Genomic DNA, 17,442 nt, shown 5'->3' with positions numbered 1-17,442 from the left:
TTAACAAAAATTAAGGGTTAATAGCTATAAAATTAATTAAATATAATTTTATCCAATAAATCTCAAAAGGTGTGCTCCGCGACGTGTTCATTTTCTCGTTTCGACTAGATAATGGACGTAAAAGGAAGAATAATATTGGAAGTATTGTCTCAGTACCACAAACAGTTGGGAAGCTATCTGCGTAACAGAAGAAAAGAATTAAATAAAACACAGGCACAGGTGGCGGCAGATGCAAAGTGTTCTGATAAGCATCTAGGCAAGCTGGAAAATGGCAAATACCGACCTCAATATGAAACCGTATACAAGCTTTGTCACGTTCTGGATATTGATATGGGAGACCTTAAAAAGAAATTAGAGCCTTACCATGATGAACTGTTTGAAGGAGAGTAAGTATTATTTTCCCAAGATACTCCAATTCTTCTTTATCTTCCTTTCCCACCTAGAATCCACACAAGTGTCACCATCACAGACTCGAAAAGAGGCAGAAACATGGACAACAGAATATCATTTGAAGAATTAGTTGAACAAAACAAGCGGCGGATTCATTACCAGATGCACAAGATGAATATCGGCGACCCGCATGGTTATTTTTTTCAGGAAGGATTAATCGCCTTATGGAAAGCCAACGAATCCTACCACCCAGATAAAGGACCACTGGCAACCTATTTCAATTACACAATCAGAAACCGTCTGATTGACAGCTTTCGAAAGGAAATATCCTATAAAAATAAACAGAAGAAAGCTTTTCAGGAACAACTTACTGACATAACTGATGGTAACCACCGATGCCAGCAGGAAAAGACAGAACTGCCTGTTAGTGAAACCGACCTCCCACTGACAGATCCCATCCTTTGGAAAACCCTAAAATCCCAATTAACCGAAAATCAATGGAAATGGCTTTATAACTATATTATCCTGGACATGTCCTATAAAGAGATTACCCTGAAAGAGAAAACAACTGTTGAAGCAGTGAAAAGCTGGGGGAGACAGGTAAGAAAGAAATTGCGCGACCCTGAATTTAAGAAGATGATGGGTTGGGATGATATTGCTTAATTCCCTGGATCACAAAAGAAGTAGAAGATTTGACTGATGTATGTATAAAGTAAAACCTTTAATAAGATAACCGGTTGTAACCATAAAAAGGACACCAAATAATGTGAAAATTGTTTGGTGTCCAGGCTGTTTATGTTAAAGAAAATAAATTATATCCAAAGTTCTGAGGATAAGCTCCTATCTCACAAGGAAAAAAGAATCAGACTTTTCTATTTTAAACTATGTACTGGAGAAAACATGACAATCTCCAATAATTGATCAGCCATATATTTAGGGGAGTATTTATAATCTTTCCTAACCCATTCAATAATTAGGCCTGCTACTGCATATGCAATATATTCCGCAAATAACTCCTGATTAACTTTTGATTTTATTAACCTGTAATCCTGTAAATTCAGATTGGTTAGCTCTGATGTTAATCTATTTTGAAAAAATGGCAGAACTTCAGATTTTACTATGGTTGAATAAAAAGTAGAATGCTTATAAACATGTTCAAAGAATACAACGGCAGAAGGTGTCAGGTCATTATAAGTGAAGCTGTCAAAATGTTGATATGGTTTACGATACGCATATAATAACTCGTCAATGACTTCATCAATAATTTCGTTTAACAGTTTTTCTTTACTTTGATAGTGGTTATAAAATGTGACACGACTGACCTTTCCCGCGTTCACAATATCCGCAATGGAAATTTTGTGATAGCTCTTTTGAAATAGTAATGAAATCAATGCATTTTTCAATGATTCCTTCGATTTTATTATCCTCTTATCCATATATTTCGTCTTATTTAACATAATACCACCTCGTTATTAACTATAGTAATTTTATTTTATAAATATTATGTATACGTTAAATATTAAAAAAATTCAATTGATATATTTTGTCTAGTAACATTATACTATTAGTAATATGAAAAATCACATTTTTAAATAAACAAAGGAGGTTTTTAAGTAGTAACATGAATTCATTAATATACAAATCAATATTTAAGAAAATTAGGTGATAACCATGCAACAAGAAATGTCGCTAGTTGAGCATTTATCCGAGTTAAGAAACCGGCTTATTGTTGTTACCGCTGCTTTTATTATTACGATGATTGCCGGGTTCATGGTTTCACCGCCCTTGTTATCATTTATGAGTGATTATACGTTGCCGCATTCCGTGACGTGGAATGTATTTAGTTTTACGGATGGCCTTATAATCTATATTAAATGTGCACTTTTGGTCAGTGTTTTGTTTACACTGCCGGTTCTGCTGTATGAAGTATGGGCGTTTATAAAGCCAGGTCTGACTAAGCAAGAAGCAAAGGGAACGATTCTTTATATTCCGATGTCTTTCTTTTTATTTCTTTTAGGAGTGTCTTTTAGCTATTTTGTCTTGTTCCCGATGGTTCTTCAGTTTATGAGTTCCATTAACCAATCTATTGGGGTGGTTGAAACCTATGGAATCAGCGAGTATTTTACATTTCTGTTTAACATCGTTTTTCCAGTCAGTATTATTTTTGAGATGCCTGTTGTCGTGTTGTTCTTAACAAAGTTGGGGATCATCAACCCTGGTAAACTTAAAAAATCACGAAAGGTTTCTTATTTTATCTTGATTGTTATAGGTGTTCTTATAACACCTCCGGATTTTGTCAGTGATTTATTAGTTATTATTCCATTAATCGTATTATTTGAGATTAGTATTGCGTTATCTGGATGGTCCATGAAAAGACAAGAAAGGTTGATTAAAGATGAATGATAATGAAAAGGGCAGCAATTTCGATGAGAAAGTGGAAGAACATTTTGAGAAAAAGGATAAGCTGGAAGAACAGCTTGAAAAGAAATTCACAAGAAGGAACTTTATCGCAGGGACATACTTAACGGTTGGAGGACTGGTTGTTGGGGGCGGATTAGGCTCTTTACTGGGCTCCAATTCGGATTCAGCTGAAAATGTTGGAACAGCAACAACAACTGCTCCTAAAGAAATGCCGAATTATACAGAGGCATTACAGTTTTTTACACGGAAAGAGGATTTTGATGTTTTAACAGCCGCAACAGAGGTGATTTTCCCAGAGGATGAAAATGGCTCCGGTGCAATTGGTCTGGGTGTTCCATATTATATTGACAAACAATTAGCTGGTCCTTGGGGAGGAAATGCAGAAGATTACATGTTTAAACCATTCATTAATGGTCAAACACCATTAACCCGCGGTGATATTATGATTCAGGGTGTTCGTAAATTAGATTCAGTAAGTGAACAAAAACATGGAGCAACATTCAATTCAATAGAAGAGGAACAACAGATTGCTGTATTGCAAGAGTTTGAAAGCGGTAACATTAAGATGTATTTAGTTTCATCTGTTGAGTTTTTCGGTTTATTAAGACAATTAACGTTGGAGGGTTGTTACGCTGATCCAATGTACGGCGGGAATAAAGATATGGAAGGTTGGAAAATGAAAGAATTTCCAGGCGCATACATGTCGTACACCGATGTTGTTGAATCAAAAAAGTTTGTTAAAAAAGAACCTAAGAGCTTAAGTGGTCATATGTAAAGTTAGATAACAGGAGGGGAATAGAATGGCAACAAAATTAGAGAAAGTGGATGTAGTTACAGTTGGTGTAGGCTGGATGGGCGGCATCGTTGCAGCGGAACTGACAAAGGCAGGATATAGTGTTGTAGGTCTGGACAAAGGAAAAGAAAAAAATCTAAAAGACTATAAGCTTACACATGATGAATTACGCTATCCAGTTAGAGGAGAAGGTTATCAAAAGTTGACTAAAGAGAGTTACACAGTCAGAAATACACTTGATCAAAAGGCCGCTCCTATCCGTGATAAAGCAACGGCAGTAATAGGAGAAGGTATTGGTGGCGGCGGCAGTCACTGGGGTGCACAAACACATCGTTATTACCCATATGATTTTGAAATTCGTTCGAAAACTATTGAAAAGTATGGGAAAGGAAAAATCCCTAAAGATATGTCCATTCAAGATTGGGGAATTACCTATGACGAATTGGAACCATACTTTGATAAATTTGAAAAAATGGCTGGGATTTCAGGAGAACCTGACCCGAATTACCCAGAGCGTTCCAATCCGTATCCAAATCCACCGCTTAAAAAAAATGAACAGATGCGTTTATTTGAAGAAACAGCTAAAAAAATGGATTACAAGCCGTTTGTCATCCCAACAGGTACTGTATCGCAGCAATATACAAATCCTGATGGTCAAACAATAAATGCTTGTCAGTACTGCGGTTTTTGTGGAAGTAACTACTGTGAATACGGTGCAAAAGCTGACCCTGTTATTACGGTTATCCCAACTGCTCAAAAAACCGGAAACTTCAAACTGCGAACACATACGAAAGTTACTCGTGTATTACATAACGGTACAAAAGCAACCGGTGTTATGTATCAAGATACGAGAACAGGTGAAGAGTTTGAACAACCGGCAGACCTTGTCGTATTAACAAGTTATGTTTTTAATAATGTTCGTTTACTTTTACTATCTGAAATAGGTGAACCTTATGACCCCAAAACTGGCAAGGGTGTAATAGGTAAGAATTTTACCGATCACCATGGCGTAACTTCATCATTCGGTTTGTTTGATGATAAGAAATTTAATAACTATGTCTCGACTGGTGCATACGGTATGGCAGTAACGGATTATACCGGTGATTTATTTGATCATAGCAATGTGAATTTCCTGCACGGCGGGCAAATTGAAGCTCGTATTACTGGTAATGCTCCCATTGCAAATAATATTACACCAGCTGGCACACCGCAATGGGGAAAGGAATTTAAAAAGCAGACTTTATTTTATCACAATCGTTTTTTAATGATATTCAGTCAAAAAGCTACTTTGCCATATAAAGATCATTATCTTGATTTAGATCCGAAGTATAAAGATGAAAATGGCGATCCGTTAACTCGCATTACATGGGATTACTCAGAAAATGATCGTGCCATTCATAAATTCATCCAGGAAAAACAGAAGGAAATTTTAACAGAAATGGGGGCAACTCATCTCCTGGCACCTCCTTTAGCAGAACATTATAGTGGTCACCTTTCTTTCCAGCATAATGGCGGTGGAGCAATTATGGGAGACGATCCTGAAACGTCTGCAGTTAATAATTACTTGCAAATGTGGGATATGGACAATCTATTTGTTTGCGGCGCAAGTGCATTTCCTCATTTCAGTTGTACAAATCCAACAACTACTGCGTCCGCTCTTACGTATCGTGCAACAGAAGGCATGATTCAATATCTTAAAGAGGGAGCTGGCTCACTGGTTAGTGTTTGATTATAAATGATTGGAGAGATATAAAATGATGAACATAGGAATTCCAGGTTTAATAATTATTTTAGTAATTGCATTGATTATATTTGGGCCATCAAAACTCCCGCAGCTTGGAAAAGCCGTTGGGCAAACACTAAGTGAATTCAGGAGCTCGACAAAAGATGTGGTCGATGATATTACCGAACCAGTTGAGGATGCCAAGAAAGCATTTAATACTGATAAAGAGGAGAAATAGTGCAGTTAACACGTGGTCCGTGGGGACAGGTTCATTGGATCACTTAGGAGTGGACCGTGGTCCCTGTCCCCCTGGTCTATACAAAAAAGGAGAGAGGTTAATATGAACAGATTAGAAGGGAAAGTAGTCGTTGTCACAGGTGGAGCAAGAGGAATGGGAGCTGGCCATGTTAAAAGGATGGTAGCAGAAGGTGCAAGGGTTGTTGTTACAGACATTTTGGAAGAAGAAGGAAAGAAATTGGAAAGTGAGATTGGCAAAAATATATTATTTGTAAAACATGACGTATCCAATGCATCTGACTGGGAAAATGTAATTCTGAAAGCAGAAGAGGCATTTGGTCCGGTTAATGCTTTAGTTAACAATGCAGGGATTGATATACCGGAAATAAACCTTGATGAATATCCAGAGGAAACATACCGAAAAGTAATTGATGTAAACCAGGTATCGGTATTTCTGGGTATGAAGCATGTTGTACCATCAATGAAAAAAGCCGGGGGAGGCTCGATTGTTAATATCTCCTCACTTGCTGGAATCATAGGAGCGAACAAAAAAGTTGCTTATACTGCTTCCAAATTTGCTGTTAGAGGAATGACAAAAGCGGCGGCTCTTGAACTGGGTGAATACGGAATTCGTGTAAATTCGGTACATCCGGGATTTATACGAACACCTATGACGGAACATCTGATTAATGATGAATTGGTTAATATGTTTCCACTTAAAAAGGCCGGAGAACCTGATGAAGTCACCAACTTAGTGTTATATTTGGCCTCTGATGAATCTAGTTATTCGACCGGATCAGAATTTGTTATTGATGGCGGGTTGGGTGCGCAATAATAGGGTGAGTTGAAATTAAATAATGGTGGTGGATGGACAACTAAATCCTATATCACAAGAAATAAAAAACTGATATGAATATTAATTCATATCAGTTTTTATATTTCATCAAAACCATGATAAAAACATAAGTCCCAAACCGTCATCATGCTTTGATATGGAACATATTGAATTGCCTCCTTAATTAATCATGGGGTATACATTTTTTTGTAGACCATCACTGATAACATGGAATTACAATTAGTAAGGAGGCAATAAGTATGAAGAAATTATTTACTGGATGTTTAACTGCTATTGGTGCAGTTGTAGTTCTAGGTATTATAATAGCTCTATTTTCAGGTGGAGGTGATTCACCAGATACTGCATCAGGTGACAGCGGTGAGACGAATCAGGAACAGACTGCTGACAGCAATGAACAGGAAAAGGATAAAGAGAAAGAAGGAAAAGTCAAGAAGGCAAGTGTCGGTGAAACAGCAACCGTTGCTAATGTTGGTTTTACGGTTGATAATGTTAAATCGACCAGCGAAATTGACAGCGGAAATGAGTTCGTTGAAAATGCCACAACAAGCGGTAAATTTGTCATTCTCGATGTGACTGTCAAAAATGATCAGAAGGAAGCACTGACTATGAATTCCAGCTATTTCAAAATCAAGACAGCTGACGGAACGACTTACGATCCTATCACTGACGGGCAGGTTATGATGGCGATGGGTGATAATATGGGTGATTTCTTCCTGACTCAAATCAATCCAGGCCTAAGTAAATCAGGTAAGGTTGTATTTGAAGTACCAAAGGATATGAAACTAAAAGGATCAGTTCTACATTGTCAGACCGGCTTTTTTGGCACGGAAAGCATTGAAATCAGTCTTAAATAAAGAAAAATTGGATAAAGCTTCTCACTGGTGTGGGATGGCTAAGTTAAAAGGGATAAACCTGTTATTGGTTTATCCCTTTTTTCCTAACAATAATCTCCTTCCTGCATTCGTCTTTTGATTTGTCATGTACTCTATAGGATTAATACCGTTTCAATATAGTTGAGTATCTTAGGGAATTTGGCTTCTTAGAAGGTGAGTAACAGAGACCATAATAGGTGGTGATAAAATGATAGATTTCATTCTATTGAATATAGGGTGATTACTTTTTAATAGATTCTCACAATAGCCATATACTACAATGAATGAAAGTTTTGATGTTAGGAAGTGAGAATATGTCAATTGAAGAAAAAAATCAGTTAGGTCAATTTATACCTCTGCACTACCATTTTCAAATGTTGTCAGATAGCCATAGGATACGGTCGTTTAAATCCGCTATTGAAAGAATCGTGAAAGCCCATCATAACGTTGTCGAGTTAGGAAGCGGTACAGGCGTATTGTCTTTTTTTGCTGCAAAACAAGGTGCAAATGTCCAGTCCATTGAGTTCAACCCTGATTTGGTAACAGCCAGTAAACAATTTCTCGAACAAAACGGGGTGGGCGACAAAGTAGAGGTCATAGAGGCAGATGCTTCTCATTGGGTACCGTCCGAACCAGTAGATGTAGTTGTTTGCGAGATGTTACATAGTGCTCTGTTAAGAGAAAAGCAAGTCCAAGTAATTGAATCCTTCCGAAATAATCATAAAGAAAAGTTTGGTACGATTCCAATCATGATTCCTTCAGCGACACTACTAGGGGTTCAGCCTGTCATGCAAAATTATCTGTTTGAAGGTTATCACGCAGCGGTACCACTCTTTCAATCGCCATATGTTATCTCGGAAGAAACGCAAGAAATAATAGACCCAGAGGTATATCAAATCATTGACTATAATAATGCCAAGGTGGAAACTTACTCATGCACAGCATCCTTTTCCTTTAATCAAGCCAGTAAATTTAACGCATTTCGGTTTATTACAAGAAACTTACTGGCGATCGATCAGCATGGGACAGATATGGTTGATTGGCATAGCCAATATTTAGTTATACCTGCCCCAAGCGTTGTGGAAGTTGAAGAAGGTCAAGATGTTTCTGTTACTTTCTCCTACAGCCCGGGAGACCCTATAGAGTCGTTATCGAATACGCTCGAGATTTCAATACAATGATGTAGTTTAGTTTTAAGTGAACTGAACATTATTTTATAAATAATTTAGGAGACTAAAGAGGGTACTTCCGTTACTTGCAGAAATTGCGGCTAACTATGGCATTTCCCCTGTAGAAATTGGACGGGCGTCTCTTCTTGGTTTGCCGGTTCACTTACTGAGTCCGCTTGTGCCTTCAACCTATTTGTTAGTAGGGATGGCAGGAGTTGAATTTGGTGACCTCCAGAAGATGATGTTAAAATGGGCTGGCCTGGCAACTGTTGTTATGACTGTTGTCGCGGTGATTACAGGTGTTATTTCTATCTAAAATAACTTAGCCCAACTATTACTGGAAGATTTTTTGGCATTCTTTTGATCAATCTTTTGCAGATGGGAATGGAAGGATTAAATTGAAACAAGGCAGGATGTGAGAAGGGCAGAACTGGTAAACGGTTCTGTCTTTTTTCGGTCTGCAGCGAGAATCAAGCCCCCATGTTCATATCCAGTAGTATAAAGTGATTTCCTGAACAAACGGACTCCTTCCTTGAACAAGAAGGCTCCCTTCCCGAATTGTGACAATTACTGAATAAAAAGTGATTACAAAAAATAAAGTAATTGTTTTCAGCAATCGAGAAGAAGTCCATAGCCATTGTGTGTGATAAGCTAAAGAAAAAATAAGAAGGAGGAAGATGATATGGAAAAAAAGCAAAATTATACGCAGCTTCCAAATGTCGTATCGCGAGACGAATGGCTTGTGACTCGTAAGGAACTGTTGGCTAAAGAGAAGGAATTCACTAAGGAGCGGGATGCGCTGAATGCCGAGCGCCGTCGACTTCCTATGGTAGAGATGGATAAGAATTATGTCTTCGAGGGACCTCACGGCAGGGCCAGTCTGCTTGATCTGTTTGAAGGGCGTCGTCAACTTATCGTGCATCACTTCATGTTCGATCCTGAATGGAACGCGGGCTGTCCAGCTTGCTCACTTGCTGCGGACAACATTGGCCACCTTTCCCACCTGCATGCACGCAACACGTCGCTGGTTTTGGTCTCCCGTGCTCCACTTCCCAAGCTCGAGCGCTACAAGGAACGCATGGGTTGGAACATTCCTTGGTACTCCTCCTGCGATAGCGACTTCAACTATGATTTTCACGCTACACTGAATGAATCCATTGCCCCAGTCGAATACAACTACCAGACCAAGGACGAGCTTGTTGAGGCGGGCGTACCAGTCGATTCCGTACAGTCAATGGAAGTTCCTGGTGTGAGTACCTTTCTTCGCGATGATGAAAGAGTTTTTCACACATATACGACTTACGCCCGTGGAACCGACCTGCTGCTTGGTGTCTTCAACTACCTAGATTTAACAGCACTTGGCAGGCAGGAGGATTGGGAACAGCCACCCGGACGCAGTGACGGCAACGGCAAGACATGGCTTCGCCGCCATGACGAATATGATCACTCTGAGGGTTCGGACTCCTGTTGCAATTAAAGAAAGTCCGATTTGTGATTAAAGTAGTCTATCAATATATATAAATATTAGTTCACAAATAATCAAGAAATGGGCGCCTATTTGGAATAAGAGGCGCCCGTTCATCTGAATGTATTATTTAATTGCAAGGGGAAAGAGACATTAACAAGGATTATTTGTAGTGATTGTAGAAATAAATAGCAAGTGGAGGTGGTAAGAGTGAAGGTTAAACGAATTGTTGCCAATGTGGAAACAGAGGATATTACAAAAGCTAAGCACTTCTACGGGGAAGTACTTGGACTTGAACAGTTAATGAATCTGGAGTTTATTGCAACATACGGCTCGCATGAGACAATGGAAACTCAAATTAGTTTCCTTTCAGAAGGTGGATCCGGGACACAAGTACCTGATTTGTCTATAGAAGTTGATGATTTTGACGATGCATTAACTCGCATAAAAGAATCAGGAATTCCAATTGAGTATGGACCAGCCAGGGAGCCATGGGGTGTGCACCGATTTTACGTAAGGGATCCGTTCGGTAAACTTGTCAATATATTAATCCATCTATAAAAGAATGCATTGAGAGACATATATTGAGATGTTACGAAGGCAGGAATAGCTGACAAGGTTTTGAACTATCGAGAAGAAATATTCGCATTCATATGTGATAAACTTAAAAAAATTGACTCTGTAATAGAACGCAGTAAGGAGGAGCTTCTCATGGCGAATGCTTCAAGTAACAAGAGAACGGATTCTGCTTCAAGAGTGATTAAGGCATCACCGCAAACGATATCTCAGGGCATTCTTACTTAAATTATCAATGCAGTTTAGTTAAGATGAAAAATATGAAAATCATGATCTGAACTAGAGGAGGAAACTAACATGACAAAGAGCTATAAAAAAGAGTTGTCACAGGAACAACGTGAAGAACTACTGGAAGCATTGAAAGCCCGTTTTGGGGAAAACATGAACCGCCATGAAGGTCTTGAGTGGGGACAGGTCCAGGCAAAACTGGAAACTAGTCCTGATAAACTTTGGTCGCTCCATGAAATGGAAAGAACGGAAGGGGAGCCGGATGTTGTTGGCTATGATGAAAAGACGGGGGAATACATTTTTTATGATTGTTCAGCGGAGAGTCCCAAAGGCCGCAGAAGTGTTTGTTACGACCGTAAAGCGCTGGAGTCAAGGAAAAAACATAAACCGGAAAATAGTGCGATCGATATGGCAGCCGACATGGGTATTGAGCTTTTAACGGAAGAAGAATATCGAGCATTGCAGGGGCTTGAAAACTTCGATAAGAAAACGTCGAGCTGGATTCAGACACCCGCTGATATTCGGGAACGTGGCGGTGCTCTTTTTTGTGACTTTCGCTTCGGCCATGTCTTCGTGTACCACAACGGTGCAGAATCTTACTATGGTGCCAGAGGGTTCCGTGGTTCGCTGAGAGTCTAGATGTTGGAAGGCTGTCAGTAATAACGTGGTTTTAGAAAAAATGTAAAGAGATGTAAACTAAACTGCAACGTAAAAAAACGTTCACAGTTTAGTTTACATGAAGGGAGTCGCAAATTCCTTATTCTTTATTATTGTATTTTTGTTTCTCTGTCTCAGAAAGAACAGTTTCTTCTCCCATTTCAGTACCGTAATTTAAATTTCCTGTTTTAAAGGAAGTGTCACTTTCAACATTTTCCTCATCCATCGGACTAAACAGCATTGTTAAGCAAATTAACCCGCTTAAGCCGACAAGTGCATAGACAATTCTTGCTAGTCCTGAATCTTGTCCGCCGAAGAGTGTAGCAACTAAATCAAATTGAAATAATCCAATTAATCCCCAATTAACTGCGCCAATAATCACTAATGCAAGTGCTATTCGTTTTAATGTTTCCACTCCTGAATCACCTCCATTCTGGACTTTAACAGAATCTGCTCACAGACTTTCCGGCACATTTATCTTTCCCTGAGATTATTTTGCTATACTGTAAAAGCTGTCATAATTACATAAAAGTTTGTCATAATAAGGAGGAATTCTAAAAGAAATAAGGTGAAAATATGGAAATTGATCAGCCATTTACTCCTGGGCAGGTCGTGTATATTATCATTCGTAATCCGCATGCACAGGATGTGGCAAATGTACAACAAGCGGCAGTTGTACAAAACCCGGACAGCCCGGATGAGTTAGCATTGTTTTTGCATGAAACGTACTACCCTTTATCGGAAGAATTTGCTGTTTTTGAAACTGAAGAAGAGGCGGAACAAACTTTTTATGAGGCGTTCGGATCTCCGGTGGACAGTGATTATTATGGTTAAGCCATTTGTTCCGCAACTAATTTATGTGGAGCCTCGCGCTCTTGAATACCCGCTGGGAAAAGAACTGACAGACAAATTCCGTGATAAGGGAATTGAAATCAGAGAGACCACATCACATAACCAAATTCGCAACCTTCCCGGCGAGAATCATTTCCAAAAATACCGGAATGCAAAATCAACACTTGTAGTGGGCGTACGCAAGACACTTAAGTTTGACACATCGAAACCGTCTGCTGAATATGCTATTCCTTTTGCAACAGGCTGTATGGGACATTGCCATTACTGCTACCTGCAGACAACGATGGGAAGCAAACCATATATTCGCACATACGTTAATACCGATGAAATTTTTGATGCTGCAGAGGCATATATGGAGGAACGGGCTCCTGAACTTACACGTTTTGAGGCGTCATGCACCTCAGATATCGTTGGTGTTGACCATTTGACCCATACTCTTAAACAGGCAATCGAATTCTTTGGAAGGTCTGATTATGGCAGACTGCGTTTTGTAACAAAGTATGAGCACGTTGACCATCTTCTTGATGCAGAACACAACGGGAGAACCCGTTTTCGATTCAGTATCAACGATAATTATGTCATCAAATATTTTGAACCGGGGACGTCAAGATTGAATGAACGGATTAATGCCGCGGTTAAAGTTGCGGAAGCCGGTTACCCATTGGGCTTTATTGTTGCCCCTATCTATTTGCATGATGACTGGAAGAACGGTTATCATGAAATGTTTGAAAAACTGAAGGATGCATTACCCACGTTTGCCAAGAAAGATCTTACATTTGAAATGATTCAGCACCGGTTCACCAAACCTGCGAAACGTGTCATACAGGAAAACTATCCGATGACGAAGCTTGAGCTTGATGAATCCAAACGAAAATGGAAATGGGGCAGGTATGGAATCGGTAAGTATGTATACACCAGCGAAGAGCAGGAGGACATAAAAGACACGTTGAGAAATTATATCCACCAGTATTTCCCTGACTCAAAAATAGAGTACTTTACCTGATAACAGATAATAATAACAATCACTATCTTGACAATACCAGGAGGTAAAAAAATGGAACAAGAGCAAAATATACAGCACACCATTTCAGCGAAGGAAGCGCTTCGTGATTATAAAGAGGGGCTTGGGCGTTTTTCTGAAAGAATGCCTGAGATTGCTGAAACATATAAAGCATTTACGGAAGTTTGTTTTCAGGAAGGATCGCTCTCTCAAAAACAAAAGCAACTCATTGCCTTAGGAATAAGTGTGAATTCCCAGGATGAGTACTGTATTATTTATCATACGAAAGGGTGTCTTGATCAAAATTGTTCAGAAGATGAAATCCTTGAAGCTGTCAGTGTCTCCGGTGCTTTCGGCGGAGGGGCGGCAATGAGTCAGTCCGTTACACTTGTGCAGGATGCGATTCAGGAATTGCAGCATAAGAGTCATCATTAATTTATTCTTCTGCCACCGCCGCAAGCAGCCGGAAGACGAGGTATATCCCTAAATAGGAGCCGGTAACCAAAAAGTATGGATTTAAAAATATCGCATGAATATTTATCATCATAACCGTTTCATTTATAATGATTTGATAAACGGACAATGAGACAATATTACCGAAGATCAGGGCGGATATAACTGCCGTCAAATCAAAAATAGTTCGCAGTTTACTCCAATGCTGCTGAACATAATACATAATACATGAGTATAGGTAACACAATACTTCCAAGAACCAGTACGATTTCCATATAATCATCCTTTGGTTAAAAGTAACATTGCTACTAAATTTTTCGTGCTCTTGGTATTATTTCCTTTCATCAGTAAATAATACGGATAGATACCTATTAAAGGAGAGCATATGAATGATTGAACTGCAAACAGAACTTGAAGGAAAAAAAACCTATTTCCGCAATATGAAAAAGCAATCGAAAAAGTTTGGTTATTGTCTGGGAGAATGCTGGGATTACCATAAGGGATGCCTGGATGGACTGCTTTGGCGGGAGGCAGGAGAGTCTATTTACTTAAGAATGCCGTTTAAAGTGCTGGAAGGGGAACTTGATCGTCCGGATGCCTATATTCAGTTTGAAACACCGTATGTAATCAAGCATGTAGTTAATACAGGGCTGGATAAAGATGTGAACGCACTGGGGGCTGCCACAGGATTCAACCAGTTTCAGGAGCCGCTTGACAGGGATGGATTGATAAGGGATAAAAACGAATGGGAGGACTTAGGCGAACAAACAGTTAATAAGATAGTGGAACACGTCCGTTTTGCATAACATCCTTATAACTAAATAACAAAAGGAGTGCCTTGATTGAGTCAGCAGGAAATGAAAGAGACTGTTGAGAAGATTATAGATGACAGTGCTGTTGGTACAATGGCAACAGTAAAACAGAACAAGCCGCATTCAAGATACATGACCTTTGTCCGAAAAGATTTAAAGCTTTTCACAGCAACCAGTTTAGATACACATAAAGCTGAAGAAATAAAAGAAAACCCGCACACCCATATCCTATTGGGCTATGAAGGAGAAGGGTTTGGTGATGAATATGTGGAATATGAAGGCAAAGCAGCTATTAACAGCACTGCTGATCTGAAAAGTGAATTATGGAATTCCTACTTGAAGAACTGGTTTAACGGGCCGGATGATCCAAATTACATCGTGCTGGAAATTACACCGGTTAGAATAAGAATCATGAATAAAACAGGTGCTGAACCAAAAACATTGGAGCTTTAACAGGGGAGCGTTCAGGAAAAAATTTATTTTTCACGCTTCGCTAGCTAATCTGCATCTCGTTGCTTTGTCATGTCGGTTTGGACATAATTATTTCATAGCACACAGGTCCGTTTGTGGAAAATCATCAGCCTGATCCCCCGTTGTACATACAGGGGTATCAGGCTTTTTTTAATGCCTTTCACATTGTAAATCCGGATTTTCCTGATGCATTTTTTAACCTGGAAATAAGTGAGTTATTATTTCCCAGGAATCTTTTTTGATATCTTGAGCAGTACTACGTTCGATCCCAAAAACGTTGATGTGCGATTGCTTCAACAAATTCCTTTTCAAAGGTTGGATTGTTTTCGGCAAAAACGACTCCAGCCATGTTATTTTTATCCGATTTGTGAATATATAATTCTCCAGTTGCTGCAACCCCAATCGGTTTATAGTGATTATAGGCTATGCGTATAAAATTCGTGATATGCTGATTAAATCTGGCTTGACTTTTCGTCGTTCCTCCAACGACGTAAAGTGAGTCAAGCAAATAAGGACTGGTTGTAAGAAATGTTGCATCAACTTTGATTTCTGTGCCATCACTACCTGTAACAGTACCAAGTGTTTCACTTATGATAACAACAAATACACCATATTTTTGTAAGAAGTTAAGCACACTGGTTACCTCATTACTATTAAAGCCATCGCCAATCAGTACACCTGCTTTTTGTGTATATGGATAATTGGGTGTATGGTACTGGCTGAGAGAAGGGTAACTCGTAGAAACAGGTACATGGGATCCGCTTGGACGGTCGACACCAATATTATCAGCAACGATGCAGGCCAAATCCTTATCAACATTGACTAATAAATTGACATTTTGCTGGCGTACAGATTCACTTTCTACTTTTCCAAGTTGATAACTGAACCCATCGATTGTGTGCTGCTTTTCAACAGGTGTTAAACTATTCCAGAAGATTCTCGGTTGCGTAAAGAAATCGTTGAATGATTCGCTTCGACCGCGGATTACGTGTCCTTCAACCTTTTTCGGGTAGTGTACATACCCGCCTGCTTCCGGAGGTGTCGTGTATGGCGTGTTATTTGCCAGCGAATTTTCATGATAGTTTACCTGATCCACGTCGATTCGATACCTCATAGGGCCCCGCCGTTGATTATTATGAAATGGACAAATCGGTTTATTGATTGGTAATTCCTGAAAATTTGTTCCGATTCGGTGTACTTGTGCCATATGATAAGCAATTAACCTTCCCTGCAGTACGGGATCATTGGAAAAATCAATCCCCGGAACAACATTCGCAGGATTAAATGCTACCTGTTCTGATTCCGTATGGTAATTATCAATGTTTCGATTTAAAGTCAGTTTCCCGAAAAGTTGAACAGGTATTAGTTCCTCTGGCCAAAATTTTGCAGGATCGAGAATATCAAAATCATAGTTGAATTCATCCTCAAGTGGAATCATTTGGACACCTAGTTCATATTCTGGATAAAATCCTTTATCAATAGCTTCTCTCAAATCTCTCCTGTGGAAATCCGGATCAAGTCCACCGATTTTCAGTGCCTCATCCTGAAGCAGGGAATGAACACCAAGAACAGGTTTCCAGACAAACCGAACAAAGGTAGCGACACCTTTTTCGTTGACAAATAAATACGTATTTATCGACCACGATTCCATCATTCGATAACTGCTTATAATGCCCCGGTCCGACATGATCCATTGCACCATATGAAGTGCTTCCGGATTATTAGCTACATAATCCCAAAAATAGTCGTGTGCACCTGAAGCCGTTGGTATGTCATTATCCGGCTTTGATTGGTACGCATGCATCGCATCCGGAAATTTCATTGGGTCTTGATTAATTAATACAGGCATAGCAATTGTTGTCAGATCGTAGTTTCCTTCTTCCGTATAAAACTTAACGCCCTTGCAACGCAGATCCCTTGCCGTATCATAAGAACCCCTTGGCCCTTGTACGGTAGAAAAACGGACAGTTACAGGAGTCTTTTTCCCGGATTCCTGTAAAAATCCTGCTTTAGTAAATTGTTTCATCGACTGATAGCATTCAAACTCCCCGTAGGCACTGTAACCTCTTGCATGTACCGTTCTTTCCGGTTCCTCTTCCTGCACAAAATGATTCATTTTTTCAAAATAATGCCAGTCCTGATGTAATGAAGGACCGCGTTCGCCGGCTTTTAAAGTCTCTGAGTCATTTGATATTTTTCTCTCCTGGTTCGTCGTCATTGGTTTGCCCGTGTTTTCTCTGCGGTATTGATCCAATTGTTCCTGTTTGGTGTTTTCACCATGAGGGTTGTAGCTTCTTGATGACTTATCATTCTTATCCATTTAATCACCTATCCTTTTATAAAACTCTTCTTAAAGATTGTATGTATAGAGGGCTCGTATACATTCAACTATATTTGGAAGCTTCCTGGGGGAGTAGGGTGATGTTTCAACAATATGAACTGTTTTTAGAAAGATGATTCAAAAACA

General features: G+C 39.3%; 20 protein-coding genes and 1 pseudogene. 18 read left to right on the top strand and 3 right to left on the bottom strand.

What is annotated here, in order from left to right; translation table 11 throughout:
* The first annotated feature begins 135 nt into the window (after positions 1 to 135).
* Both G6R02_RS11495 and G6R02_RS11490 read left to right on the top strand, forming a co-directional pair.
* Positions 136 to 390, top strand: a complete 255-nt coding sequence (locus G6R02_RS11495; protein ID WP_164669388.1) for a helix-turn-helix domain-containing protein — start codon at positions 136 to 138, stop codon at positions 388 to 390.
* A 99-nt stretch (positions 391 to 489) separates the two neighbouring features.
* Positions 490 to 1,053: a sigma-70 family RNA polymerase sigma factor gene (locus G6R02_RS11490; RefSeq protein WP_164669387.1), complete on the top strand. Its 564-nt coding sequence runs from the start codon at positions 490 to 492 to the stop codon at positions 1,051 to 1,053.
* Positions 1,054 to 1,262: 209 nt separating this feature from the next.
* On the opposite strand, the gene G6R02_RS11485 is transcribed toward G6R02_RS11490, so the two are convergent.
* On the bottom strand, positions 1,263 to 1,847 hold the full coding sequence (locus tag G6R02_RS11485) for a TetR/AcrR family transcriptional regulator (RefSeq protein ID WP_164669386.1): 585 nt from the start codon (positions 1,845 to 1,847) through the stop codon (positions 1,263 to 1,265).
* Positions 1,848 to 2,061: 214 nt separating this feature from the next.
* On the opposite strand from G6R02_RS11485, the gene tatC reads away from it, so the two are divergent.
* The 11 genes and pseudogenes from tatC to G6R02_RS11425 all read left to right on the top strand — a co-directional run bounded on the left by tatC (position 2,062) and on the right by G6R02_RS11425 (position 11,369).
* Entirely contained in the window at positions 2,062 to 2,793 is a 732-nt protein-coding gene (gene tatC / locus G6R02_RS11480) for a twin-arginine translocase subunit TatC (protein ID WP_164669385.1), read from the top strand.
* On the top strand, positions 2,786 to 3,586 hold the full coding sequence (locus G6R02_RS11475) for a gluconate 2-dehydrogenase subunit 3 family protein (RefSeq protein ID WP_164669384.1): 801 nt from the start codon (positions 2,786 to 2,788) through the stop codon (positions 3,584 to 3,586). The genes tatC and G6R02_RS11475 overlap by 8 nt, the downstream gene beginning before the upstream one ends.
* A 25-nt stretch (positions 3,587 to 3,611) precedes the next feature.
* Positions 3,612 to 5,333, top strand: a complete 1,722-nt coding sequence (locus G6R02_RS11470) for a GMC family oxidoreductase (RefSeq protein ID WP_164669383.1) — start codon at positions 3,612 to 3,614, stop codon at positions 5,331 to 5,333.
* A 25-nt stretch (positions 5,334 to 5,358) separates the two neighbouring features.
* Entirely contained in the window at positions 5,359 to 5,565 is a 207-nt protein-coding gene (gene tatA, locus G6R02_RS11465) for a twin-arginine translocase TatA/TatE family subunit (protein WP_281347108.1), read from the top strand.
* Positions 5,566 to 5,667: 102 nt separating this feature from the next.
* On the top strand, positions 5,668 to 6,399 hold the full coding sequence (locus tag G6R02_RS11460) for a glucose 1-dehydrogenase (RefSeq protein WP_164669382.1): 732 nt from the start codon (positions 5,668 to 5,670) through the stop codon (positions 6,397 to 6,399).
* 260 nt (positions 6,400 to 6,659) lie between these two features.
* Positions 6,660 to 7,274 carry a DUF4352 domain-containing protein gene (locus G6R02_RS11455; RefSeq protein WP_164669381.1) on the top strand — a complete coding sequence of 205 codons (615 nt, stop codon included), beginning with the start codon at positions 6,660 to 6,662 and terminating at the stop codon, positions 7,272 to 7,274.
* Positions 7,275 to 7,606: 332 nt separating this feature from the next.
* Positions 7,607 to 8,473, top strand: a complete 867-nt coding sequence (locus G6R02_RS11450) for a methyltransferase domain-containing protein (RefSeq protein WP_164669380.1) — start codon at positions 7,607 to 7,609, stop codon at positions 8,471 to 8,473.
* 61 nt (positions 8,474 to 8,534) lie between these two features.
* A pseudogene (locus G6R02_RS11445) lies at positions 8,535 to 8,777 on the top strand (citrate transporter); the annotation flags it as partial.
* A gap of 366 nt (positions 8,778 to 9,143) precedes the next feature.
* A complete protein-coding gene (locus tag G6R02_RS11440) occupies positions 9,144 to 9,938 on the top strand; it encodes a DUF899 domain-containing protein (protein ID WP_164669379.1) in 795 nt (264 codons plus the stop codon).
* A 198-nt stretch (positions 9,939 to 10,136) separates the two neighbouring features.
* Positions 10,137 to 10,487, top strand: a complete 351-nt coding sequence (locus tag G6R02_RS11435; RefSeq protein ID WP_164669378.1) for a VOC family protein — start codon at positions 10,137 to 10,139, stop codon at positions 10,485 to 10,487.
* 312 nt (positions 10,488 to 10,799) lie between these two features.
* Positions 10,800 to 11,369: a DUF4256 domain-containing protein gene (locus tag G6R02_RS11425; protein ID WP_164669377.1), complete on the top strand. Its 570-nt coding sequence runs from the start codon at positions 10,800 to 10,802 to the stop codon at positions 11,367 to 11,369.
* A gap of 118 nt (positions 11,370 to 11,487) precedes the next feature.
* On the opposite strand, the gene G6R02_RS11420 is transcribed toward G6R02_RS11425, so the two are convergent.
* Positions 11,488 to 11,802: a DUF378 domain-containing protein gene (locus G6R02_RS11420; protein ID WP_164669376.1), complete on the bottom strand. Its 315-nt coding sequence runs from the start codon at positions 11,800 to 11,802 to the stop codon at positions 11,488 to 11,490.
* Positions 11,803 to 11,963: 161 nt separating this feature from the next.
* Between G6R02_RS11420 and G6R02_RS11415 the strand changes: the two genes are divergently transcribed.
* The 5 genes from G6R02_RS11415 to G6R02_RS11395 all read left to right on the top strand — a co-directional run bounded on the left by G6R02_RS11415 (position 11,964) and on the right by G6R02_RS11395 (position 14,957).
* Complete coding sequence (locus G6R02_RS11415; RefSeq protein ID WP_164669375.1) at positions 11,964 to 12,221, top strand: transcriptional regulator SplA domain-containing protein; 258 nt, start codon at positions 11,964 to 11,966, stop codon at positions 12,219 to 12,221.
* Positions 12,214 to 13,242, top strand: coding sequence for a spore photoproduct lyase (gene splB, locus G6R02_RS11410; RefSeq protein WP_164669374.1), 1,029 nt, complete (start codon positions 12,214 to 12,216; stop codon positions 13,240 to 13,242). The genes G6R02_RS11415 and splB overlap by 8 nt, the downstream gene beginning before the upstream one ends.
* 51 nt (positions 13,243 to 13,293) lie before the next feature.
* A complete protein-coding gene (locus G6R02_RS11405; protein ID WP_164669373.1) occupies positions 13,294 to 13,674 on the top strand; it encodes a carboxymuconolactone decarboxylase family protein in 381 nt (126 codons plus the stop codon).
* 407 nt (positions 13,675 to 14,081) lie between these two features.
* The gene (locus G6R02_RS11400; protein ID WP_164669372.1) at positions 14,082 to 14,498 is read left to right on the top strand and encodes a YugN family protein; all 417 of its coding nucleotides are present in this window, start codon (positions 14,082 to 14,084) and stop codon (positions 14,496 to 14,498) included.
* 36 nt (positions 14,499 to 14,534) lie between these two features.
* Positions 14,535 to 14,957: a pyridoxamine 5'-phosphate oxidase family protein gene (locus G6R02_RS11395; RefSeq protein ID WP_164669371.1), complete on the top strand. Its 423-nt coding sequence runs from the start codon at positions 14,535 to 14,537 to the stop codon at positions 14,955 to 14,957.
* A 274-nt stretch (positions 14,958 to 15,231) separates the two neighbouring features.
* On the opposite strand, the gene G6R02_RS11390 is transcribed toward G6R02_RS11395, so the two are convergent.
* Positions 15,232 to 17,295: a catalase gene (locus G6R02_RS11390; RefSeq protein ID WP_164669370.1), complete on the bottom strand. Its 2,064-nt coding sequence runs from the start codon at positions 17,293 to 17,295 to the stop codon at positions 15,232 to 15,234.
* Positions 17,296 to 17,442 lie beyond the last annotated feature (147 nt).

The organism is Virgibacillus doumboii, assembly GCF_902806455.1.
Taxonomy (GTDB): domain Bacteria; phylum Bacillota; class Bacilli; order Bacillales; family Amphibacillaceae; genus Lentibacillus; species Lentibacillus doumboii.
Note: the sequence above shows the minus strand (reverse complement) of the source record. Positions and strands in the feature narration are given on the sequence as shown.